This is a genomic window from Streptomyces sp. NPDC027663 (genome assembly GCF_055566415.1).
Genome location: NZ_JBVHSK010000006.1, coordinates 186101 through 202228, shown reverse-complemented (window position 1 = coordinate 202228; position 16128 = coordinate 186101). Strand labels below are relative to the sequence as shown.

The following is a 16128-nucleotide window of genomic DNA, read 5'->3' as shown; positions in this document are numbered from 1 at the left end:
CCCCCTGTCCGGGCCCGTAGGCGTACACCGGCGCCGTCGCGCCCGGCGCCGTGGGCTCAGCGCCGGGACATGTAGACGTCGAGCGCCTTGTGCAGCAGCCGGTTCAGCGGAAAGTCCCACTCCCCCACGTACTCCACGGCCTCGCCGCCCGCGCCCACCTTGAAGCGGAGCAGGCCGAGCAGATGGTTGGACTCCTCCAGGGTGTCGGTGATGCCCCGGAAGTCGTAGACGTGGGCGCCGAGTTCATGGGCGTCGCACATCATCCGCCACTGCATGGCGTTGTTGGGCTGCACCTCGCGCCTACGGCTGGTGGAGGCGCCGTAGGAGTACCAGACGTGGCTGCCGACGATCAGCATCGTGGCCGCGGCGAGGACCTCCCCGTCGTGGTGGGCGAGGTACAGCCTCATCCGGTCGGGGTGTTCGGCCGTGAGCGCGGTCCACATGCGCTGGAAGTACGTGAGCGGGCGCGGGATGAACCGGTCGCGTTCGGCGGTCTCGGTGTAGAGGCCGTAGAAGACCGGAAGGTCTTCCAGCCCTCCCCGGACGACCTTCACGCCCGCCTTCTCGGCCTTCTTGATGTTGCGCCGCCACTGCTGGTTGAGCCCGCGGTGGATGTCCTCGATCGGGCGCCCGGCGAAGGGGACCTGGCAGACGTAGCGGGGCTGCCCGGCGGCGAAACCTTCCTCCCCGCCGGGCTCGGTCTGCTGCCACCCCATGCGGCGCAGCCGGTCGGCGAGGTCGAGGCCCGCCGCCTCGTACGACGTCCCCGGCACGTCCCGCAGCCGGTGCGCCTCCGGGTCGGCGATCGCGGCTTTGACCGCCTCCGGGCTCCACCGCCGGGTCACCACGGGCGGCCCCATCTTCACCGAGAAGGCACCCCGGCGCTTGAGGTGGGCGAGCAGCGGATCCAGCCAGCGCTCCAGACCGGGCGCATGCCAGTCGATGACCGGCCCCTCGGGCAGATACGCCAGATACCGCTTCACCTTGGGCAACGGCCGCAGCAGCACCAGCCCCGCCCCCACGAGCCGCCCGTCCCCCTCGAACCACCCCAGGCTCTCCGCCTGCCAGTCGGGTTTCACGTCCCCCCACGACGGCACCTGCATATGACTGACCGACGGCCGCCCGGCCACGAAGGCGAGGTGCTCGGCACGGGTGATGGTGCGAAGGGTGAGGGACATGTGCGGGACTCCTTCAGGGGCGTCGGTGCCACGACGAGGCCGGGTTCCGTGAAGATCGCGAGGGTCGTCCCACCCTACGTAGCCTCCCTGCCGTCCCCTGGCCCCCAGGCCGCCAGCACCTCCGTGTCACTCGTCCGTGCGTGCAGGAAGTAGTCGGCCCAGTCGGCGATCTCCGGGTAGGCGCACTCGCGGATCAGGCGGGTGACCGCCGCGGGGATGTCGTACTGCGTGACGCGCAGGTCGGTGCCGGGGCCGAGGAGGCACCAGTGCGCGCCCGGACGGCCGTAGGGCATGCCGACACTGCCCGGGTTGACCACCAGACGGCCGTGGGCCAGGCGGACGTAGGGCATGTGGGTGTGACCGCAGACGACCGTGCGGACCCCGGGCGCCAGGCCGGTGAGGACCTCCGCCCAGCGGGCCGGGCGGGAGTCGACCAGGACCAGTTCCTCGTCGTCGCGCGGGGTGGCGTGACAGAACAGCACCTCGCCGAGACCGCGGACGCGCAGGGTGAGGGTCCGGGGAAGAGCGGCCAGGAAGGCGACCTGGTCCGCGCGCAGCGCCTGTGCGGCGAACGGGCCGATGGGGTCGGGGATTCCGGCGCGCTCTCCCCGCCGGTACTCCACCAGTTCCCGGTCGGCGTTCCCCGCCAGCCACAGCACCCGGTCGCCCTGCGCCCGCAGCAGGTCCAGCACCTCGGCCGGCTGCGGGCCCGCCGTGATGTCCCCGGTGAGGACGATCCGGTCGGCCGCGGCCACCTCGGGCTCCGCCAGGACCGCCTCCAGGGCGGGCAGGACGCCGTGGATGTCGGAGAGCACGGCCACCCGCCGGTACTCCTCGGTCATCCGGCGCCCCCCGCGGGTGCGTCCAGCGCCTCGGCCAGGACCTCCGCCAGATGGCGGCCCCGGACCCCGGCCAGCTGCTCCAGCTGGGTGCGGCAGGAGTAGCCGTCCGCCAGGACCACGGCGTCCCGCGGTCTTTCACGGACCGCCGGCAGCAGCTGGTCCTCGGCGCAGGCCTTCGACACCTCGAAGTGGCCTTTCTCGAAGCCGAAGTTGCCGGCGAGACCGCAGCAGCCCCCGCTCAGCTCGCCGGTGAGGCCCGCGGCGGTGCGCAGCCGGCGGTCGGGGGTGTCGCCGAGCACCGCGTGCTGGTGGCAGTGGGTCTGCCCGGCCACCGGGCGGTCGACGGCGGGCGGGGTCCAGTCGGGGGCGTGCCGCTCCAGGGCCTCGGCGAAGGTGAGGACCGCGGCGGACAGCCGGGCGGCACGCGGGTCGTCGTGCAGGAGTTCCGGGAGGTCGGAGCGCAGGGCCGCGGCGCAGCTCGGCTCCAGGACGACCACCGGGACCCCGGCCCGCAGCACCGGCTCCATCAGGTCCAGCGTGCGGCGCAGTACCGCGCGGGCCCGGTCGAGCTGGCCGGTGGAGATGTAGGTCAGGCCGCAGCAGACCCGCGCCCGGCGGGCCGTGAGCAGGGCGGTCGCCGCCCCGGTCCGGCCGTCGCCGATCGCTCCGCGGCCCGGCAGCAGCGTGGGCGGGAGGGCCACCCGCAGTCCGGCGGCCTCCAGCACCCGGACGGCAGCCCGGCCGACGGACGGGGAGAGGTGCTCGGTGAAGGTGTCCGGCCACAGGACGACCAGGTCCCCCGGGTCCCCGGCCCCCTGGACGGGCTTGCGCCGACGCCACCACCCCGTGAACGTCCACGCCGCCAGCCGGGGGATCTCCCGCTCCGGCGCGATCCCGCCCAGCCGTTTGCCGATGCGCGCCAACGGCCCTACCGCCGCGAGCGCGTTCAGCAGCAAAGCCGTGCGCGTGCGGGCGGCCCAGCGCAGCCACTCCGGGAGCCGGCCCATGCTGTGATGGGCGGCGGGACGGCGGCGGCCGGCGTAGTGGTGGTGCAGGAACTCCGCCTTGTAGGTGGCCATGTCGACGCCGACCGGGCAGTCCGAGCGGCAGCCCTTGCACGACAGGCACAGGTCGAGGGCGTCCTTGACCTCCGTGGACCGCCAGCCGTCGGTGACCACCTCGCCCGCGAGCATCTCGTGCAGCAGGCGGGCCCGGCCGCGGGTGGAGTGCTCCTCCTCACCGGTGGCCCGGAAGGAGGGGCACATCACGGCGGGGCCCGCCGCCGTGGTCGTACGGCACTTGGCGACGCCGACGCAGCGGCTGACGGCCGCGGCGAAGTCGCCGCCGTCAGCCGGGTAGCCGAAGGTGACGTCGACCGGGCGGGACGGCAGGACGGAGAAGCGGAGGTTGGCGTCGAGCGGGGCCGGGCGGACCAGCATGCCGGGGTTGAGCAGGTCGTCCGGGTCCCAGACGGCCTTGGCGCGCTCGAAGAGCCGGACCGTCTCCTCGCCGTACATGCGCGGCAGCAGTTCCGCGCGGGCCTGTCCGTCCCCGTGCTCCCCGGACAGCGAGCCGCCGTGGGCCACCACCAGGTCGGCCAGCTCCTCGGAGAAGCGGCGGAAGCGGCCGATGCCGGGCCCGGTGCGCAGGTCGAAGTCGATGCGGACGTGGATGCAGCCGTCGCCGAAGTGGCCGTACGGAATGCCGCGCAGCCCGTGGGCGGACAGCAGGCCGCGGAAGTCGCGCAGGTAGGCGCCGAGCCGGGCGGGCGGCACCGCGCAGTCCTCCCAGCCGGGCCAGGCCTCCGTGCCGTCCGGCATCCGGGTGGCCGTGCCGGCCGCGTCCTCGCGGATGCGCCACAGGGTCCGCTGGGCCGCCGGGTCGGTGACGACGAGCGCGCCGAGCACGTCGGCCGCGCGGACGATCTCCTCGGCCCGTGCCCGTGCCTCCGGCGCCGAGTCCCCGCCGGTCTCCACGAACAGCCAGGCGCCCCCCTTGGGCAGCCCGGCCCCGGCCGGCACCAGGTCGGCGGCCATGCCCTCCACCGTCAGCGGCCGGTACGGCAGCAGGCCCGCGGCGGCTTCGGCGGCAGCGCTCTCGTCGGCGTAGGCCAGCACTGCCAGCGCCCGCGCGCGGGGGGCCTCGACGAGCTGGACCACGGCCTCGGTGAGGATCCCGAGGGTGCCCTCGGAGCCGCAGAAGGAGCGGGCGACGTCCGCGCCCTTCTCGGGCAGCAGCGCGTCCAGCGCATAACCCGAGATGCGGCGGGGCAGCTCCGGGAAACCCGTGCGCAGCCGGGCCAGTTCGCTCTCCGCCAGCTCCCGCAGCCCGTCCGGGGCGCCCGCCCAGTTGCGCCCGAGCCGCAGCCGCTGCCCGCGCGCGGTGACGACGGACAGCTCACGCACGCTGTCCGCGGTCGTGCCCCAGGCGACCGAGTGGGAGCCGCAGGAGTTGTTGCCGATCATGCCGCCGAGCGTGCAGCGGCCGTGCGTGGAGGGGTCGGGGCCGAAGCGCAGGCCGTGCGGGGCGGCGGCCTCCTGGAGGCGGTCGAGTATCAGCCCCGGCTGGACGACGGCCGTGCGGCTGCCCGGGTCCAGTTCCAGCAGGCCGGACATGTGCCGGGTGAAGTCCAGCACCACGCCCGTGCCGGTCGCCTGCCCGGCGATGGACGTGCCGCCGCCGCGCGCGACCACCGGCACCCCGCGCGCCCGGCACACCTGAAGCGCCGCGGCCACGTCGTCGGCGTCCCTGGGGGCCACGACCCCCAGAGGGACGCGCCGGTAGTTGGACGCGTCCATGGTCACGAGGGCCCGGGAGGTGGTGTCGAAGCCCACCTCGCCCCGGACGGCGCCGCGCAGTTCGCCCGCAAGATCTGTCATGGGTCCAGCATGCATCCGATCACGGACAGTCACCGAGAGTTTTCCACAGTGCCGTGCATATCGTCGTACGACATCACAAGTCTGCGTCCCGGTGATCTCGTCTCATCGAACGGACACGTCTACGTCCCTTTTTCCCGCACCGGCTAACCTCCTTCCGTGGCCGACATCCAGATTCCCGCTGACATCAAGCCCGCCGACGGACGCTTCGGTGCGGGTCCCTCCAAGGTGCGGACCGAGGCGCTGGACGCCCTCGCCGCCACCGGCACGTCCCTGCTGGGCACCTCCCACCGCCAGGCGCCCGTCAAGAACCTGGTGGGCAAGGTCCGCGAGGGCATCTCGGAGCTGTTCTCCCTGCCCGAGGGGTACGAGGTCGTCCTCGGCAACGGCGGCTCCACCGCCTTCTGGGACATCGCCACGCACGGCCTGATCGAGAACAAGTCGCAGCACCTGAACTTCGGCGAGTTCTCCTCCAAGTTCGCCAAGGCCGCCAAGCTCGCCCCCTGGCTGGCCGAGCCGACCGTCATCGCCTCCGACCCGGGCACCCACCCGGAGCCGCAGGCCGAGGCCGGCGTCGACGTCTACGCCTTCACCCACAACGAGACCTCCACCGGTGTCGCCATGCCGATCAGGCGCGTGGCCGGTGCCGACGAGGGCGCGCTCGTCCTGGTGGACGCCACCTCGGGCGCGGGCGGCCTCCCGGTCGACATCGCCGAGACCGACGTCTACTACTTCGCCCCGCAGAAGTCCTTCGCCTCCGACGGCGGCCTGTGGATCGGCGTCTTCTCGCCGGCCGCGATCGAGCGCGCCGAGCGGGTCCACGCCTCCGGCCGCCACGTCCCGGAGTTCTTCAGCCTGCCGACGGCGATCGACAACTCCCGCAAGAACCAGACGTACAACACCCCGGCCCTCGCCACCCTCTTCCTCCTCAACGAGCAGCTGGAGTGGCTCAACGGCCAGGGCGGCCTCGCCTGGTCCACGGCCCGCACGAAGGACTCCTCGACGCGCCTGTACAGCTGGGCCGAGGAGGCCAAGTACGCCACCCCGTTCGTCACCGACCCGGCCAAGCGCTCGCAGGTCATCGGCACGATCGACTTCTCCGAGGACATCGACGCGGCCGCCGTCGCCAAGGTGCTGCGTGCCAACGGCATCGTGGACACCGAGCCGTACCGCAAGCTCGGCCGCAACCAGCTGCGCATCGCGATGTTCCCGGCGATCGACCCGGCGGACGTCGAGGCGCTGACGAAGTGCGTCGACCACGTGATCGAGAAGCTGTAACCGAAGCCGCGCACAAGGGCGCCCGGTGCTCCACCGGGCGCCCTTCGCCGTTTCCGGCGCCGGCCGGCCACTGCTCAGCCGCGCCGGCGCAGCATCCGCAGGCCGAGCAGGGCCACCGCGCCGACCGCGACGACGGCGGCGCCGATCCCGAGACTCCCGCTGCCGCCCGCCGCACTGCCGCCGGAGCCGGAACTCTCCTTGCCGGACGGGGACTTGTCCGATGCCCCCTCGGGCGCGTCCTGCGCCTGCACCGGGCTGTCCGCGCCCTCGCTGCCGTACATCAGCCTGGTGCCGTCGGCGGAGTACGACAGGGACTCGCCCTGGCCCTGCAAGGGCACGTCGAGGCGCCCCTTGCGTTCGATCCTGCCGCCGTTCCAGTCGTAGTAGAGGCCGCCGAAGTAGCCGCGGACGGCGAGCTGACGGCCGTTCGGCGAGAACGCGGCGTCGGTCGCCCACAGGTCCACGGCGGCGACGGGCCTGAAGACGTTGGCGCCGGACGTGGAGAGCGTGGCCGGGCCCTCGTACAGGTGCCCGCCGTCCTCCTTCTTGTCGACGATGTAGACGCGCCCGGTCTTCGGATGCACCAGCAGGGACTCGGCGTCGCGCGGCCCGTTTTGGTACTTCACGACGTACTGCGTGGCCGTGACCGTCTGGTCCGTCAGCCGCTTCGGCTCGGGCAGCTTGTAGATCCACACGTACGGCCACTTGCCGCCGAAGTTGTCGCCGATGTCGCCGACGTAGATCTCGTTGTGCGGCCCGATGGAGACGGCCTCCACGTCACGCGGGGAGCCGATGCCGCGTAGGGTGACGCGGGCGACGGTCTTCCCGGTCGCGCTGTCCACGGCGTAGAGGTACGGCCCGTCGTCGCTGTCGTTGTGCGTCCAGTAGATGCCGGGGTGCAGCCGGGAGGCGGCGAGCCCGCTGGACTCGGTTATCCGCGGGTCCTTGATGGTGAACCCATGGTCGCCGGTTCCGCGGGCGGCCGAGCCGGCGGCGGAGGCGGGCAGCGCACAGGAGCCGGCGAGCAGCACCCCGGCGAGGACGGCGAACGATCGACGCATGCCCCAAGCCTGCCATTCCCGCCGGTGGTTCAGGGGACCCGGCCGCCCGCGTTCACCGGACGTGGTCCGCCTCACAGACACCATGGACCCCATGGGCCCCAGCAATCGTCCATGATGAGCGGATGCTCAGGTTCATGCCCGTGGGCGACTCCATGACGATCGGGAGCGCGGGCGAACACACATGGCGTTACCGGCTGTGGCAGCGGCTGCGCGCGACGTACGACGGCCCCTTCACCCTGGTCGGCCCGCGCGAGACGCTGTACGACAAGCAGACCGACGCCGCGACGTCCCTGGCCTACGCCGATCCCGACTTCCCCCGCGGCCACCTGGCGGGCTGGGGCGAGGGCTGGCAGCACATGGCTCCGCTGATCGGGGAGGCGGTACGCGAGCACCGGCCCGGCATCCTGCTCGTCTCCCTCGGCCTGATCGACCTCGGCTTCTACACGAACGCCGAGCAGACGGCCGAGAACGTACGGGCCTTCATCGCCGCGGCCCGTGCCGCCGACCCGGGCATCCGCATGGTGCTGCTGCCGGTGATCCCGAACATCCGGGCCGAGGTGGACGCGCCCTTCGCCGAGCAGGTGGACCGCTTCAACGTCCTGCTCGCCAAGGCGGTCGCCGACCTGGACGAGCCCCGCTCACCGATCCTGCTGGCCTCGCCGCCGCAGGGGTACGGCATCCACGCCGACACGTACGACGGCACGCATCCCAACGCCGAGGGCGAGCGGCGGATCGCGGAGGCGTTCGCGGGGGCGATGCGGGAGGCGTGGGGGGTCGGACGGGTGTACGCGGCCGGAACGGGGTGACCTGACCGGCGCCGGGGCCGAGACCCCGTCCTCACGACCGACGACCTCCCCGGCGACCGGCCCGCCCCCTCACCTGGACAGCAGGGTCTCCCGCTCCACCCGCGACAGCTTCTCGGGGTTGCGCACCGCGTAGAGGCCGGTGACCAGGCCGTCGTCGATGCGCATCGCCATCACCGTGTCGACCTCGCCGTCGATCCGCAGGATCAGCGCCGGCCGGCCGTTGACCTGAGCCGGCCGGAGGGACACCGCCGCGGCGATGCGGCCCAGCACGCGGGCCACCCGCTCGGCCCCCACGACCGGTGCCGGCGCGGCCTGTACCACCCCGCCGCCATCAGCCAGCAGCACGACGTCCGGCGCCAGCAGGTCGAGCAGGCGTTGCAGGTCTCCCGTCTCGACCGCCCCGCGGAACGCCTCCAGCACGTCCCGGGCCTCGGCCGCGGAAACGGACCCGCGAGGCCGGCGCGCGGCGACATGGGACCGCGCCCGGTGGGCGATCTGCCGGACCGCGGCCCGGCTCTTGCCGACGGCCCCGGCGATCTCCTCGTACTCCAGGCCGAACACCTCCCGCAGCACGAACACCGCGCGCTCGGCCGGCGTGAGCGTCTCCAGCACCAGCAGCATCGCCATCGACACGCTGTCCGCCAGCTCCACGTCCTCGGCGACGTCCGGCACGGTCAGCAGCGGCTCGGGCAGCCACGGGCCGACGTAGGACTCCCTGCGCCGGCGCAACGTCCGCAGCCGGGTCAGGGCCTCGCGGGTGGTCATGCGGATCAGGTACGCCCGCGGCTCCCGTACGGTGCCGTGATCGACGCCCGCCCACCGCAGCCAGGTCTCCTGCAGGACGTCCTCCGCGTCGGCGGCCGAGCCGAGCATCTCGTAGGCGACCGTGAAGAGCAGGTTCCGGTGGGCGACGAACGCCTCGGTGCCGGGGTCCGTGCGGCCCTCCGGAGCGTGCGGCCGCGCACCCTCCGCCGTCCGCCCACCGCGCTCGCTCATGGCTGTCTCCCGTCTGGTCCGGTCCCGGTCGTCACGCACACGCACAGGACGCCGCCGCTCGCCGCCGTGTGACATCCGTGGCGGGTGGCACAGGTCACACCGCGACCCGTGTCACAAGGCTCGGCCGGCCGGCATCCGGTGGACGTCACGACGCCGCGCCGGCGATCCGCGCGGCATGGAACCCCACACATGAGGACGACGTCATGGAACCCCGTTTCAACCTGATGACCGACGAGTTGGGTGTCCGGCTCGGCAAGCGGTTCGGCAACGTCAGTCTGGCGATCATGCAGTCGGCACTGTCCAGGACCACGCAGGAACTGGTGATGCTGCGCGCCAGCCAGATCAACGGCTGCGCGTTCTGCACCGACCTGCACACCAAGGACGCCACCGCGGCCGGGGAGACCGCGCTCCGGCTCAACCTCGTGGCCGTCTGGCGCGAGTCCACCGTGTTCACCGACGCCGAGCGGGCCGCGCTGGCACTCGCCGAGGAGGGAACCCGGCTCGCCGACGCCCACCAGGGCGTGTCCGACGAGACCTGGGCCGCGGTGCGCAAGCACTACGACGACGAGCAGACCACCGCTCTGGTCTACGTGATCGCCATGATCAACGCGGCCAACCGGCTCGGCGTGATCGTCCGCAACCAGGGTGGGACCTACGAGCCCGGCATGTTCGGCGAGCTGCCGGACTGACCCACCGGCACCGGGCGCCGGGCCCGGACCGCACGCATCCGGTCCGGGCGCCGGGCCGGACCGTACCCATCCGGTCCGGGCGCGGCGCGCAACCCCTTGAGCCCTCGCCCAGGCGCGCCCAAGAACCCTTGCCTTGAGCGCACTCGAAGCCGTTGGCTAGAGGACCATGAAGTACACGCAGCTCGGACGCACGGGACTCAAGGTCAGCCGGCTCGTTCTCGGCACGATGAACTTCGGACCGCAGACCGACGAGGCCGACAGCCACACGATCATGGACGCGGCGCTGGACGCGGGCATCAACTTCTTCGACACCGCCAACGTGTACGGCTGGGGGGAGAACAAGGGCCGGACCGAGTCGATCATCGGAAACTGGTTCGCCAAGGGCGGCGGGCGGCGCGACAGGACCGTCATCGCCACCAAGGTGTACGGCAACATGGCCACCGACGGCGAGGACGCCTGGCCCAACCACGACAAGCTCTCCGCGCTGAACATCCGGCGCGCGGTGGACGCCAGCCTGAAGCGGCTGCAGACGGACCACATCGACCTCTACCAGTTCCACCACATCGACCGGAACACTCCGTTCGAGGAGATCTGGCAGGCGATCGACGTCCTCGTCCAGCAGGGCAAGATCCTCTACGCCGGCTCCAGCAACTTCCCCGGCTACAAGATCGCCCAGGCCAACGAGAGCGCCGCCCGCCGCGGCGGCACCATCGGCCTGGTCAGCGAGCAGTGCCTGTACAACCTCGCCGAGCGCCGCGCCGAGATGGAGGTCATCCCGGCCGCGCAGGACTACGGCCTCGGTGTCATCCCGTGGTCGCCACTGCACGGCGGTCTGCTGGGCGGGATCATCAAGAAGGAGGTCCAGGGCGGCCGCCGCGCCTCCGGCCGGGCCGCCGCCACCCTGAACGACCCGACGGCACGCGCGCAGATCCAGGCGTACGAGGACCTGCTCGACAAGCACGGCCTGGAGCCCGGTGAGACGGCCCTGGCCTGGCTGCTGACCCGCCCCGGCGTGACCGGTCCGATCGTCGGCCCGCGCACCGCCGGACAGCTGGAGTCGGCGCTCAGGGCCGTGGAACTGGAACTGAGCGAGGAACTGCTGGGCACCCTGGACGAGATCTTCCCGGGTCCGGGTCCGTCCCCGGAGGCGTTCGCCTGGTGACGGGCTGAGGGGCTGTGCACCGTGAGGGGGCGGGACCGTTCTCGCCATGCGGCTCCGCCGCGCGGGCGCGAGCGGCCACGGACGGCCCGCAGCCGCCGGACCGGCCGCGGTCCCGCCCCTTCAGGCGCACAGCCGGCCGCTACCTGACGGCCGACGCCAAGGCAACCACCGCAAACATGAGAACGAGCACACCGGCCATGATCCGGTTCCGAGTCTTCGGGTCCACGCCTTCGAGACTAACCGCCCCCGCCCAGCGCCCAGCGCTCGACCACCTCGTACCGCGGCTGCGCACCCGGCGCCCCGGACGTCGGCAGGTGGCTGCGCACCAGCACCAGGTCGGCCACGGTCCAGGTGCTGCTCGTGAATTCCCTGAGTTCTGAGACGTACGGCCGTACGTCGACCGCGTCCCGGCTGCGGGCCACCGTGAGATGCGCCTTGTACCGCCGGTGCTCCCCCATCGGCACCCCGGCCTTCCGGGCCGCCGCCTCCGCCCGGTCGGCCAGCAGGCGCAGCGCCTCCCCGTCGCCCCGGGCGCCCGTCCACAGGGCGCGGCCCCGGCCGAACTGGCCGCCGCCCGCGAGGGCGAGGGAGAAGGAAGCCGTACGGTGGGCCGCGCGGGCCAGGCGGTCCGTCAGGGCGGGTACGAGGTCGTCGGCGACCTCGCCGTAGAAGGCGAGGGTGAAGTGCCAGCCGGGGCGGCCGGTCCAGCGCAGCCGGTCGGCGCCCGGCAGCTCCTTCAACCGAGCCACTTCGGCGGCGAGTTGGCCCGCGACGTCCTCCGGGGGCAGTACGGCGGCGAAGAGTCTCATGCACTCACCTTCCCAGACGCAAAAAGCCGTCGCCCTCCCCGGCAGGCGTGGGCAGGATGCCCCCACTCCGGGCCTCGGAGCCGGAGCCGCACTGCTCGCGTACGCGGCCGAGGTGACCCGGCGGGCCGGGATCTCCCTGCTGCGCGTGGACTGCTACGCCGGCGACGACGGCAAACTGGTCGCCTACTACGAGCGCAACGGCTTCGTCCGCACCGAGCCGTACACCCACGGCGAGGACGAGTGGCCGGGGCAGGTGCTGGCCCGGAGGGTGCTGTAGCCCTCCGGGCCCGCTCAGGCTGCCGTTGCCAGCCGCTCCCGGTCGCGCGGGACGAAACGGACCTGCGGGTGGCCGTGGTACCAGCCCACCGACAGCCGCAGGCCGCCGATACGGGCCAGGACCAGGCCGACGGTACCGGCCGCGAGGGCCGAGACCACACCGCCGGCCGCGAAGCCGGCCCGGGCACCGTAGGTGTCGGTGAGCCAGCCGACGACCGGCGCACCCAGCGGCGTACCGCCCATGAACACCATCATGAACAGGGCCATCACCCGGCCGCGCATGGCCGGGTCGGTCGCCATCTGGACGGTGGTGTTCGCGGTGACGTTCACCGTCAGACCGAAGATGCCGATCGGCACCATGAGCAGCGCGAACAGCCAGTACGACGGGGCCAGCGCGGCCACGGTCTCCAGCGCGCCGAAGGCCAGCGCGGCGGCGATCAGGACGCGCAGCCGGGCCGTACCGCGGCGGGCGGCCAGCAGGGCGCCGCCGAGGGAGCCGACGGCCATCAGGGTGTTGAAGAGGCTGTAGGCGCCGGCGCCGGCATGGAAGACGTCGTCCGCGTAGGCCGACAGCCACACCGGGAAGTTGAAGCCGAAGGTGCCGATGAAGCCGACCAGCACGATCGGCCAGATCAACTCCGGCCGCTTCGCCACATAGCTCAGACCCTCGCGCAGCTGGCCCTTGCCCCGGGGGGCGCGCTCGACCACGTGCAGCTCGCGGGCGCGCATCAGCAGCAGGCCGGCGATCGGCGCGGCGAAGGACAGGCCGTTGGCGAGGAACGCCCAGCCGGTGCCCACTCCGGTGATCATCAGGCCCGCGACGGCGGGGCCGACCAGCCGGGCGGACTGGAAGTTCGCCGAGTTCAGGCTGACCGCGTTCTGCAGCTGGTCCGGGCCGACCATCTCCGAGACGAAGGACTGCCGGGCCGGGTTGTCGACCACGGTGGCGAGACCGACCGCGAAGGCGGCGACGTACACATGCCAGACATGGACGTGACCGGAGAGGGTCAGCGCGGCGAGCGCGAGACCGGTGACGGCCATCGAGGACTGGGTGACCAGCAGGGCCGGCCGTTTGGGCAGGCGGTCCACGAGGACACCGCCGTACAGGCCGAACAGCAGCATCGGCAGGAACTGCAGGGCCGTCGTGATGCCGACGGCCGCGGAGGAGCCGGTGAGGGCGAGGACCAGCCAGTCCTGGGCTATGCGCTGCATCCAGGTGCCGGTGTTGGAGACGACCTGGCCGAGGAAGAAGAGGCGGTAGTTCCTGATCCTCAGCGAGCTGAACATCGAGGACTTGCGGGAAACGGCGGTGGTAGAGGTGGTCGGTGCGGGGGCGGAAGGTGTTCCGGATCCCGTACTCAAGCGGGTTCGCCTCCTCGGTCGGGTGCTTACAGGTGTGCGAGCTTCTCCAGCACGGGGGCGGCGGCACGCAGGGTGGCCCACTCGTCCTCGTCGAGGCCCTCGACCAGGCCGGCCAGGAACGCGTTGCGCTTGCGGCGGCTCTCCTCGAGCATCGCCTCGGCCTGCTCGGTCTGGGTGACGACCTTCTGGCGCCGGTCCTCGGGGTGCGGCTCCAGCCGGACCAGGCCCTTGCCCTCGAGCAGTGCCACGATGCGGGTCATCGACGGCGGCTGCACGTGCTCCTTGCGGGCCAGCTCGCCGGGGGTGGCACTGCCGCAGCGGGCGAGGGTGCCGAGCACCGACATCTCGGTGGGGCTCAGCGACTCGTCGACCCGCTGGTGCTTGAGCCGACGGGACAGTCGCATCACGGAGGAGCGGAGAGCGTTCACGGCGGCAGCGTCGTCGCCATGGGAAAGATCCGGCATGTTCTTTAGGGTAACTCATTACCCTGACTAAGGACCACCGGACGCGCCCGCGATGCCCGTGACACCCGCCACTGAAACCACCTGATCACCCATACGAGTGAGCGACTTCCTGAAAGTGACGCACCGGGTGGCCTGATGTGGCGACCCTCGTACCCATGGGGACCAGTGTGCTCAGCCTGCGGATAGACGGGGAGCTGCTCGAAAGGCTCCGGCACCACGCGGCGAAAAGAGGAATGAGCGTCCAGGACTATGTCGTCCGGACGCTCATCCGCGATGACTTCGACGAGCGGTTCCAGACCGCCGTCGAGGAGACGGAGAAGTTCTACGGGGTCACATGACGGCTCACGTCAGACCCAGGGCCGGCATCAGGTAGTAGAAGGCGAAGACGGCCGAGACGATGTACATCGGCACCGGGACCTCCCGGCCCCGGCCGGCGGCCAGGCGCAGCACCGTGAAGGTGATGAAGCCCATGCCGATGCCGTTCGTGATCGAGTAGGTGAACGGCATCATCAGCATCGTCACGAACGCCGGGATGGCGATGGTGTAGTCCGCCCAGTCGATCTCCTTGACGGAGTTCGACAGGATCAGGAAGCCGACCGCGACGAGTGCGGGGGTGGCCGCCTGGGACGGGACCATCGTGGCGATCGGGGTGAGGAACAGCGCGAGGGCGAAGAGGCCACCCGTCACGACGTTCGCGAAACCCGTCCGGGCACCCTCGCCGACACCGGCCGTGGACTCCACGAAGGCCGTGGTGGCCGAGGAGGAGCTGGCACCGCCCGCGGCGACCGCGAGGCCGTCGACGAACAGGACCTTGTTGATGCCCGGCATGTAGCCCTGGGCGTCGGTCAGCTTGGCCTCGTCGCTGATGCCCATGATCGTGCCCATCGCGTCGAAGAAGCACGACAGCAGCACGGTGAAGACGAAGAGGATGCCGGTCAGGACACCGACCTTGGAGAAGCCGCCGAACAGGCTGACGTGGCCGACCAGGCCGAAGTCGGGGGTGGCGACCGGGTTGCCGGGCCACTTCGGGACGGTCAGGCCCCAGGAAGGGATCGTGGCGACCGAGTTGATGATCAGCGCGAGGACGGTCATGCCGACGATCGAGATCAGGATCGCGCCCGGCACCTTGCGGACGATGAGGGCGAAGGTGAGCAGCGCGCCCAGGACGAAGACCAGCACCGGCCAGCCGTTGAGGTGACCGCCGACGCCGAGCTGGAGCGGGACGGTGGTCTGGGCGACGTCCGGGATGCGGGTGACGAAACCGGAGTCCACCAGGCCGATCAGCATGATGAACAGACCGATGCCGATGGAGATCGCCTTGCGCAGGCCGAACGGCACCGCGTTCATCACGCGCTCGCGCAGACCGGTGGCGACCAGCAGCATCACCACGACACCGGCCAGTACGACCATGCCCATGGCGTCCGGCCAGGACATGCGCGGGGCGAGCTGGAGCGCGACGACCGAGTTCACGCCGAGGCCGGCGGCGAGGGCGATCGGCACATTGCCGATGACACCCATCAGCAGCGTGCTGAACGCCGCCGTCAGCGCGGTCGCCGTCACCAGCTGGCCGCTGTCCAGGTGGTGTCCGTACATGTCCTTCGCGCTGCTGAGGATGATCGGATTCAGCACGATGATGTACGCCATCGCAAAGAAGGTGGCGAAACCGCCGCGGATCTCACGCGCGAGCGAGCTGCCCCGCTCGGAGATCCTGAAGAAGCGGTCGAGAGCGCCGTAGCCGGGCATACCACCCGGCTTCTCGGGGGTGGGGGCCTTGGCGGGAGCCGAGGTGGACATGCGGGACCTCATCACCGACGGGGTTCCCCCGAGCCCTGTTGGAGTTTCCTACGAAAAGAAGCGGTCAAAGACAAACGGTTTCAGTATGAAGGTATGAGGGGGAGATCGCTATCTCCGCGCGTAGACCTGATCGGCTCATCCGGGTCGGCGCGGCGGCCCATAAGCTGTCCCCATGGCCAAGTGGACCCCCAAGCACGAGGCGCCCGAGCCCCTGGAGGGCCCCGTGGTCGCCACCATCACCGGCGGCACGATCGTGTGGTTCGTGCTGTTCCTCGTCCAGCTCCCCTTCTACGGCTGGTTCGAGGAGCACGAGCACCTGTGGTGGCTGTGGACCTGCCTGGCGGGCGGCGGCCTCGGCCTGATCGGCATCTGGTACGTGCGCAAGCGGGACGCGGCGATCAAGCGGGACGCCGCGCTGCGCTCGGCCCCGGCCGAGTAGCTCCGCCGGCCGGACCGGTCCCCCGGGGCCGGCCCCCGGACCCGGCCTCGCCCACCAGCCACCCGGCTCGGTGGCCGAAACGCGCCCCGGCTCCCG

At 71.9% G+C, this 16128-nt stretch carries 15 protein-coding genes and 1 pseudogene; 7 read left to right on the top strand and 9 right to left on the bottom strand.

The genetic code is table 11. The features are described 5' to 3' along the window. Nucleotides 1-56: 56 nt before the first annotated feature. The 3 genes from ACZ4SF_RS18745 to ACZ4SF_RS18735 all read right to left on the bottom strand — a co-directional run bounded on the left by ACZ4SF_RS18745 (nt 57) and on the right by ACZ4SF_RS18735 (nt 4899). Entirely contained in the window at nt 57-1178 is a 1122-nt protein-coding gene (locus tag ACZ4SF_RS18745; RefSeq protein ID WP_468385333.1) for a lipid II:glycine glycyltransferase FemX, read from the bottom strand. Between the two features lie 74 nt (nt 1179-1252). Next, entirely contained in the window at nt 1253-2020 is a 768-nt protein-coding gene (locus tag ACZ4SF_RS18740; protein ID WP_468385330.1) for a metallophosphoesterase family protein, read from the bottom strand. Then, nucleotides 2017-4899: an FAD-binding and (Fe-S)-binding domain-containing protein gene (locus ACZ4SF_RS18735; protein ID WP_468385328.1), complete on the bottom strand. Its 2883-nt coding sequence runs from the start codon at nt 4897-4899 to the stop codon at nt 2017-2019. Before ACZ4SF_RS18735 ends, ACZ4SF_RS18740 begins: the two co-directional genes overlap by 4 nt. Before the next feature lie 156 nt (nt 4900-5055). Here ACZ4SF_RS18735 and serC point away from each other — a divergent pair, with 156 nt between their 5' ends. Beyond that, nucleotides 5056-6174: a phosphoserine transaminase gene (gene serC / locus ACZ4SF_RS18730; RefSeq protein WP_468385325.1), complete on the top strand. Its 1119-nt coding sequence runs from the start codon at nt 5056-5058 to the stop codon at nt 6172-6174. A 74-nt stretch (nt 6175-6248) separates the two neighbouring features. On the opposite strand, the gene ACZ4SF_RS18725 is transcribed toward serC, so the two are convergent. Further along, complete coding sequence (locus tag ACZ4SF_RS18725) at nt 6249-7235, bottom strand: TolB-like translocation protein (protein ID WP_468385322.1); 987 nt, start codon at nt 7233-7235, stop codon at nt 6249-6251. A gap of 122 nt (nt 7236-7357) precedes the next feature. Here ACZ4SF_RS18725 and ACZ4SF_RS18720 point away from each other — a divergent pair, with 122 nt between their 5' ends. Next, complete coding sequence (locus ACZ4SF_RS18720; RefSeq protein WP_468385320.1) at nt 7358-8041, top strand: GDSL-type esterase/lipase family protein; 684 nt, start codon at nt 7358-7360, stop codon at nt 8039-8041. 69 nt (nt 8042-8110) lie between these two features. Here ACZ4SF_RS18720 and ACZ4SF_RS18715 read toward each other — a convergent pair whose 3' ends face one another. Continuing rightward, nucleotides 8111-9037 carry an RNA polymerase sigma-70 factor gene (locus tag ACZ4SF_RS18715; protein ID WP_468385317.1) on the bottom strand — a complete coding sequence of 309 codons (927 nt, stop codon included), beginning with the start codon at nt 9035-9037 and terminating at the stop codon, nt 8111-8113. 203 nt (nt 9038-9240) lie between these two features. Between ACZ4SF_RS18715 and ACZ4SF_RS18710 the strand changes: the two genes are divergently transcribed. Both ACZ4SF_RS18710 and ACZ4SF_RS18705 read left to right on the top strand, forming a co-directional pair. Beyond that, a complete protein-coding gene (locus ACZ4SF_RS18710) occupies nt 9241-9726 on the top strand; it encodes a carboxymuconolactone decarboxylase family protein (RefSeq protein ID WP_468385313.1) in 486 nt (161 codons plus the stop codon). A 166-nt stretch (nt 9727-9892) separates the two neighbouring features. Next, the gene (locus ACZ4SF_RS18705) at nt 9893-10888 is read left to right on the top strand and encodes an aldo/keto reductase (RefSeq protein ID WP_468385312.1); all 996 of its coding nucleotides are present in this window, start codon (nt 9893-9895) and stop codon (nt 10886-10888) included. 236 nt (nt 10889-11124) lie between these two features. Here the strand turns inward: ACZ4SF_RS18705 and thpR are convergent, their stop codons facing one another. Further along, nucleotides 11125-11697, bottom strand: coding sequence for an RNA 2',3'-cyclic phosphodiesterase (gene thpR / locus ACZ4SF_RS18700; RefSeq protein ID WP_468385309.1), 573 nt, complete (start codon nt 11695-11697; stop codon nt 11125-11127). A 70-nt stretch (nt 11698-11767) separates the two neighbouring features. On the opposite strand from thpR, the pseudogene ACZ4SF_RS18695 reads away from it, so the two are divergent. Continuing rightward, a pseudogene (locus tag ACZ4SF_RS18695) lies at nt 11768-11974 on the top strand (GNAT family N-acetyltransferase); the annotation flags it as partial. A gap of 14 nt (nt 11975-11988) precedes the next feature. Here ACZ4SF_RS18695 and ACZ4SF_RS18690 read toward each other — a convergent pair. Both ACZ4SF_RS18690 and ACZ4SF_RS18685 read right to left on the bottom strand, forming a co-directional pair. Beyond that, the gene (locus ACZ4SF_RS18690; RefSeq protein ID WP_468385306.1) at nt 11989-13335 is read right to left on the bottom strand and encodes an MFS transporter; all 1347 of its coding nucleotides are present in this window, start codon (nt 13333-13335) and stop codon (nt 11989-11991) included. A gap of 26 nt (nt 13336-13361) precedes the next feature. Then, a complete protein-coding gene (locus tag ACZ4SF_RS18685) occupies nt 13362-13799 on the bottom strand; it encodes a MarR family winged helix-turn-helix transcriptional regulator (protein WP_468385304.1) in 438 nt (145 codons plus the stop codon). Between the two features lie 155 nt (nt 13800-13954). Between ACZ4SF_RS18685 and ACZ4SF_RS18680 the strand changes: the two genes are divergently transcribed. After that, nucleotides 13955-14137 (top strand): ribbon-helix-helix protein, CopG family, encoded by a 183-nt coding sequence (locus tag ACZ4SF_RS18680; protein ID WP_015659639.1) that lies wholly within the window; start codon nt 13955-13957, stop codon nt 14135-14137. Between the two features lie 4 nt (nt 14138-14141). Here ACZ4SF_RS18680 and ACZ4SF_RS18675 read toward each other — a convergent pair whose 3' ends face one another. Next, a complete protein-coding gene (locus tag ACZ4SF_RS18675) occupies nt 14142-15593 on the bottom strand; it encodes an NCS2 family permease (protein WP_468385302.1) in 1452 nt (483 codons plus the stop codon). A 172-nt stretch (nt 15594-15765) separates the two neighbouring features. Between ACZ4SF_RS18675 and ACZ4SF_RS18670 the strand changes: the two genes are divergently transcribed. Further along, complete coding sequence (locus tag ACZ4SF_RS18670) at nt 15766-16032, top strand: DUF2530 domain-containing protein (RefSeq protein WP_468385300.1); 267 nt, start codon at nt 15766-15768, stop codon at nt 16030-16032. The last annotated feature ends 96 nt before the right edge of the window (nt 16033-16128 follow it).

What these genes read in the sequence shown, in the direction of transcription:
- ACZ4SF_RS18675 (WP_468385302.1), bottom strand. Translation starts at nt 15,593, where the DNA reads ATGTCCACCTCGGCTCCCGCCAAGGCCCCCACCCCCGAGAAGCCGGGT.
- ACZ4SF_RS18740 (WP_468385330.1), bottom strand. Translation starts at nt 2,020, where the DNA reads ATGACCGAGGAGTACCGGCGGGTGGCCGTGCTCTCCGACATCCACGGC.
- ACZ4SF_RS18685 (WP_468385304.1), bottom strand. Translation starts at nt 13,799, where the DNA reads ATGCCGGATCTTTCCCATGGCGACGACGCTGCCGCCGTGAACGCTCTC.
- ACZ4SF_RS18670 (WP_468385300.1), top strand. Translation starts at nt 15,766, where the DNA reads ATGGCCAAGTGGACCCCCAAGCACGAGGCGCCCGAGCCCCTGGAGGGC.
- ACZ4SF_RS18720 (WP_468385320.1), top strand. Translation starts at nt 7,358, where the DNA reads ATGCTCAGGTTCATGCCCGTGGGCGACTCCATGACGATCGGGAGCGCG.
- ACZ4SF_RS18710 (WP_468385313.1), top strand. Translation starts at nt 9,241, where the DNA reads ATGGAACCCCGTTTCAACCTGATGACCGACGAGTTGGGTGTCCGGCTC.
- ACZ4SF_RS18745 (WP_468385333.1), bottom strand. Translation starts at nt 1,178, where the DNA reads ATGTCCCTCACCCTTCGCACCATCACCCGTGCCGAGCACCTCGCCTTC.
- ACZ4SF_RS18715 (WP_468385317.1), bottom strand. Translation starts at nt 9,037, where the DNA reads ATGAGCGAGCGCGGTGGGCGGACGGCGGAGGGTGCGCGGCCGCACGCT.
- thpR (WP_468385309.1), bottom strand. Translation starts at nt 11,697, where the DNA reads ATGAGACTCTTCGCCGCCGTACTGCCCCCGGAGGACGTCGCGGGCCAA.
- ACZ4SF_RS18705 (WP_468385312.1), top strand. Translation starts at nt 9,893, where the DNA reads ATGAAGTACACGCAGCTCGGACGCACGGGACTCAAGGTCAGCCGGCTC.
- ACZ4SF_RS18680 (WP_015659639.1), top strand. Translation starts at nt 13,955, where the DNA reads ATGGGGACCAGTGTGCTCAGCCTGCGGATAGACGGGGAGCTGCTCGAA.
- ACZ4SF_RS18735 (WP_468385328.1), bottom strand. Translation starts at nt 4,899, where the DNA reads ATGACAGATCTTGCGGGCGAACTGCGCGGCGCCGTCCGGGGCGAGGTG.
- ACZ4SF_RS18725 (WP_468385322.1), bottom strand. Translation starts at nt 7,235, where the DNA reads ATGCGTCGATCGTTCGCCGTCCTCGCCGGGGTGCTGCTCGCCGGCTCC.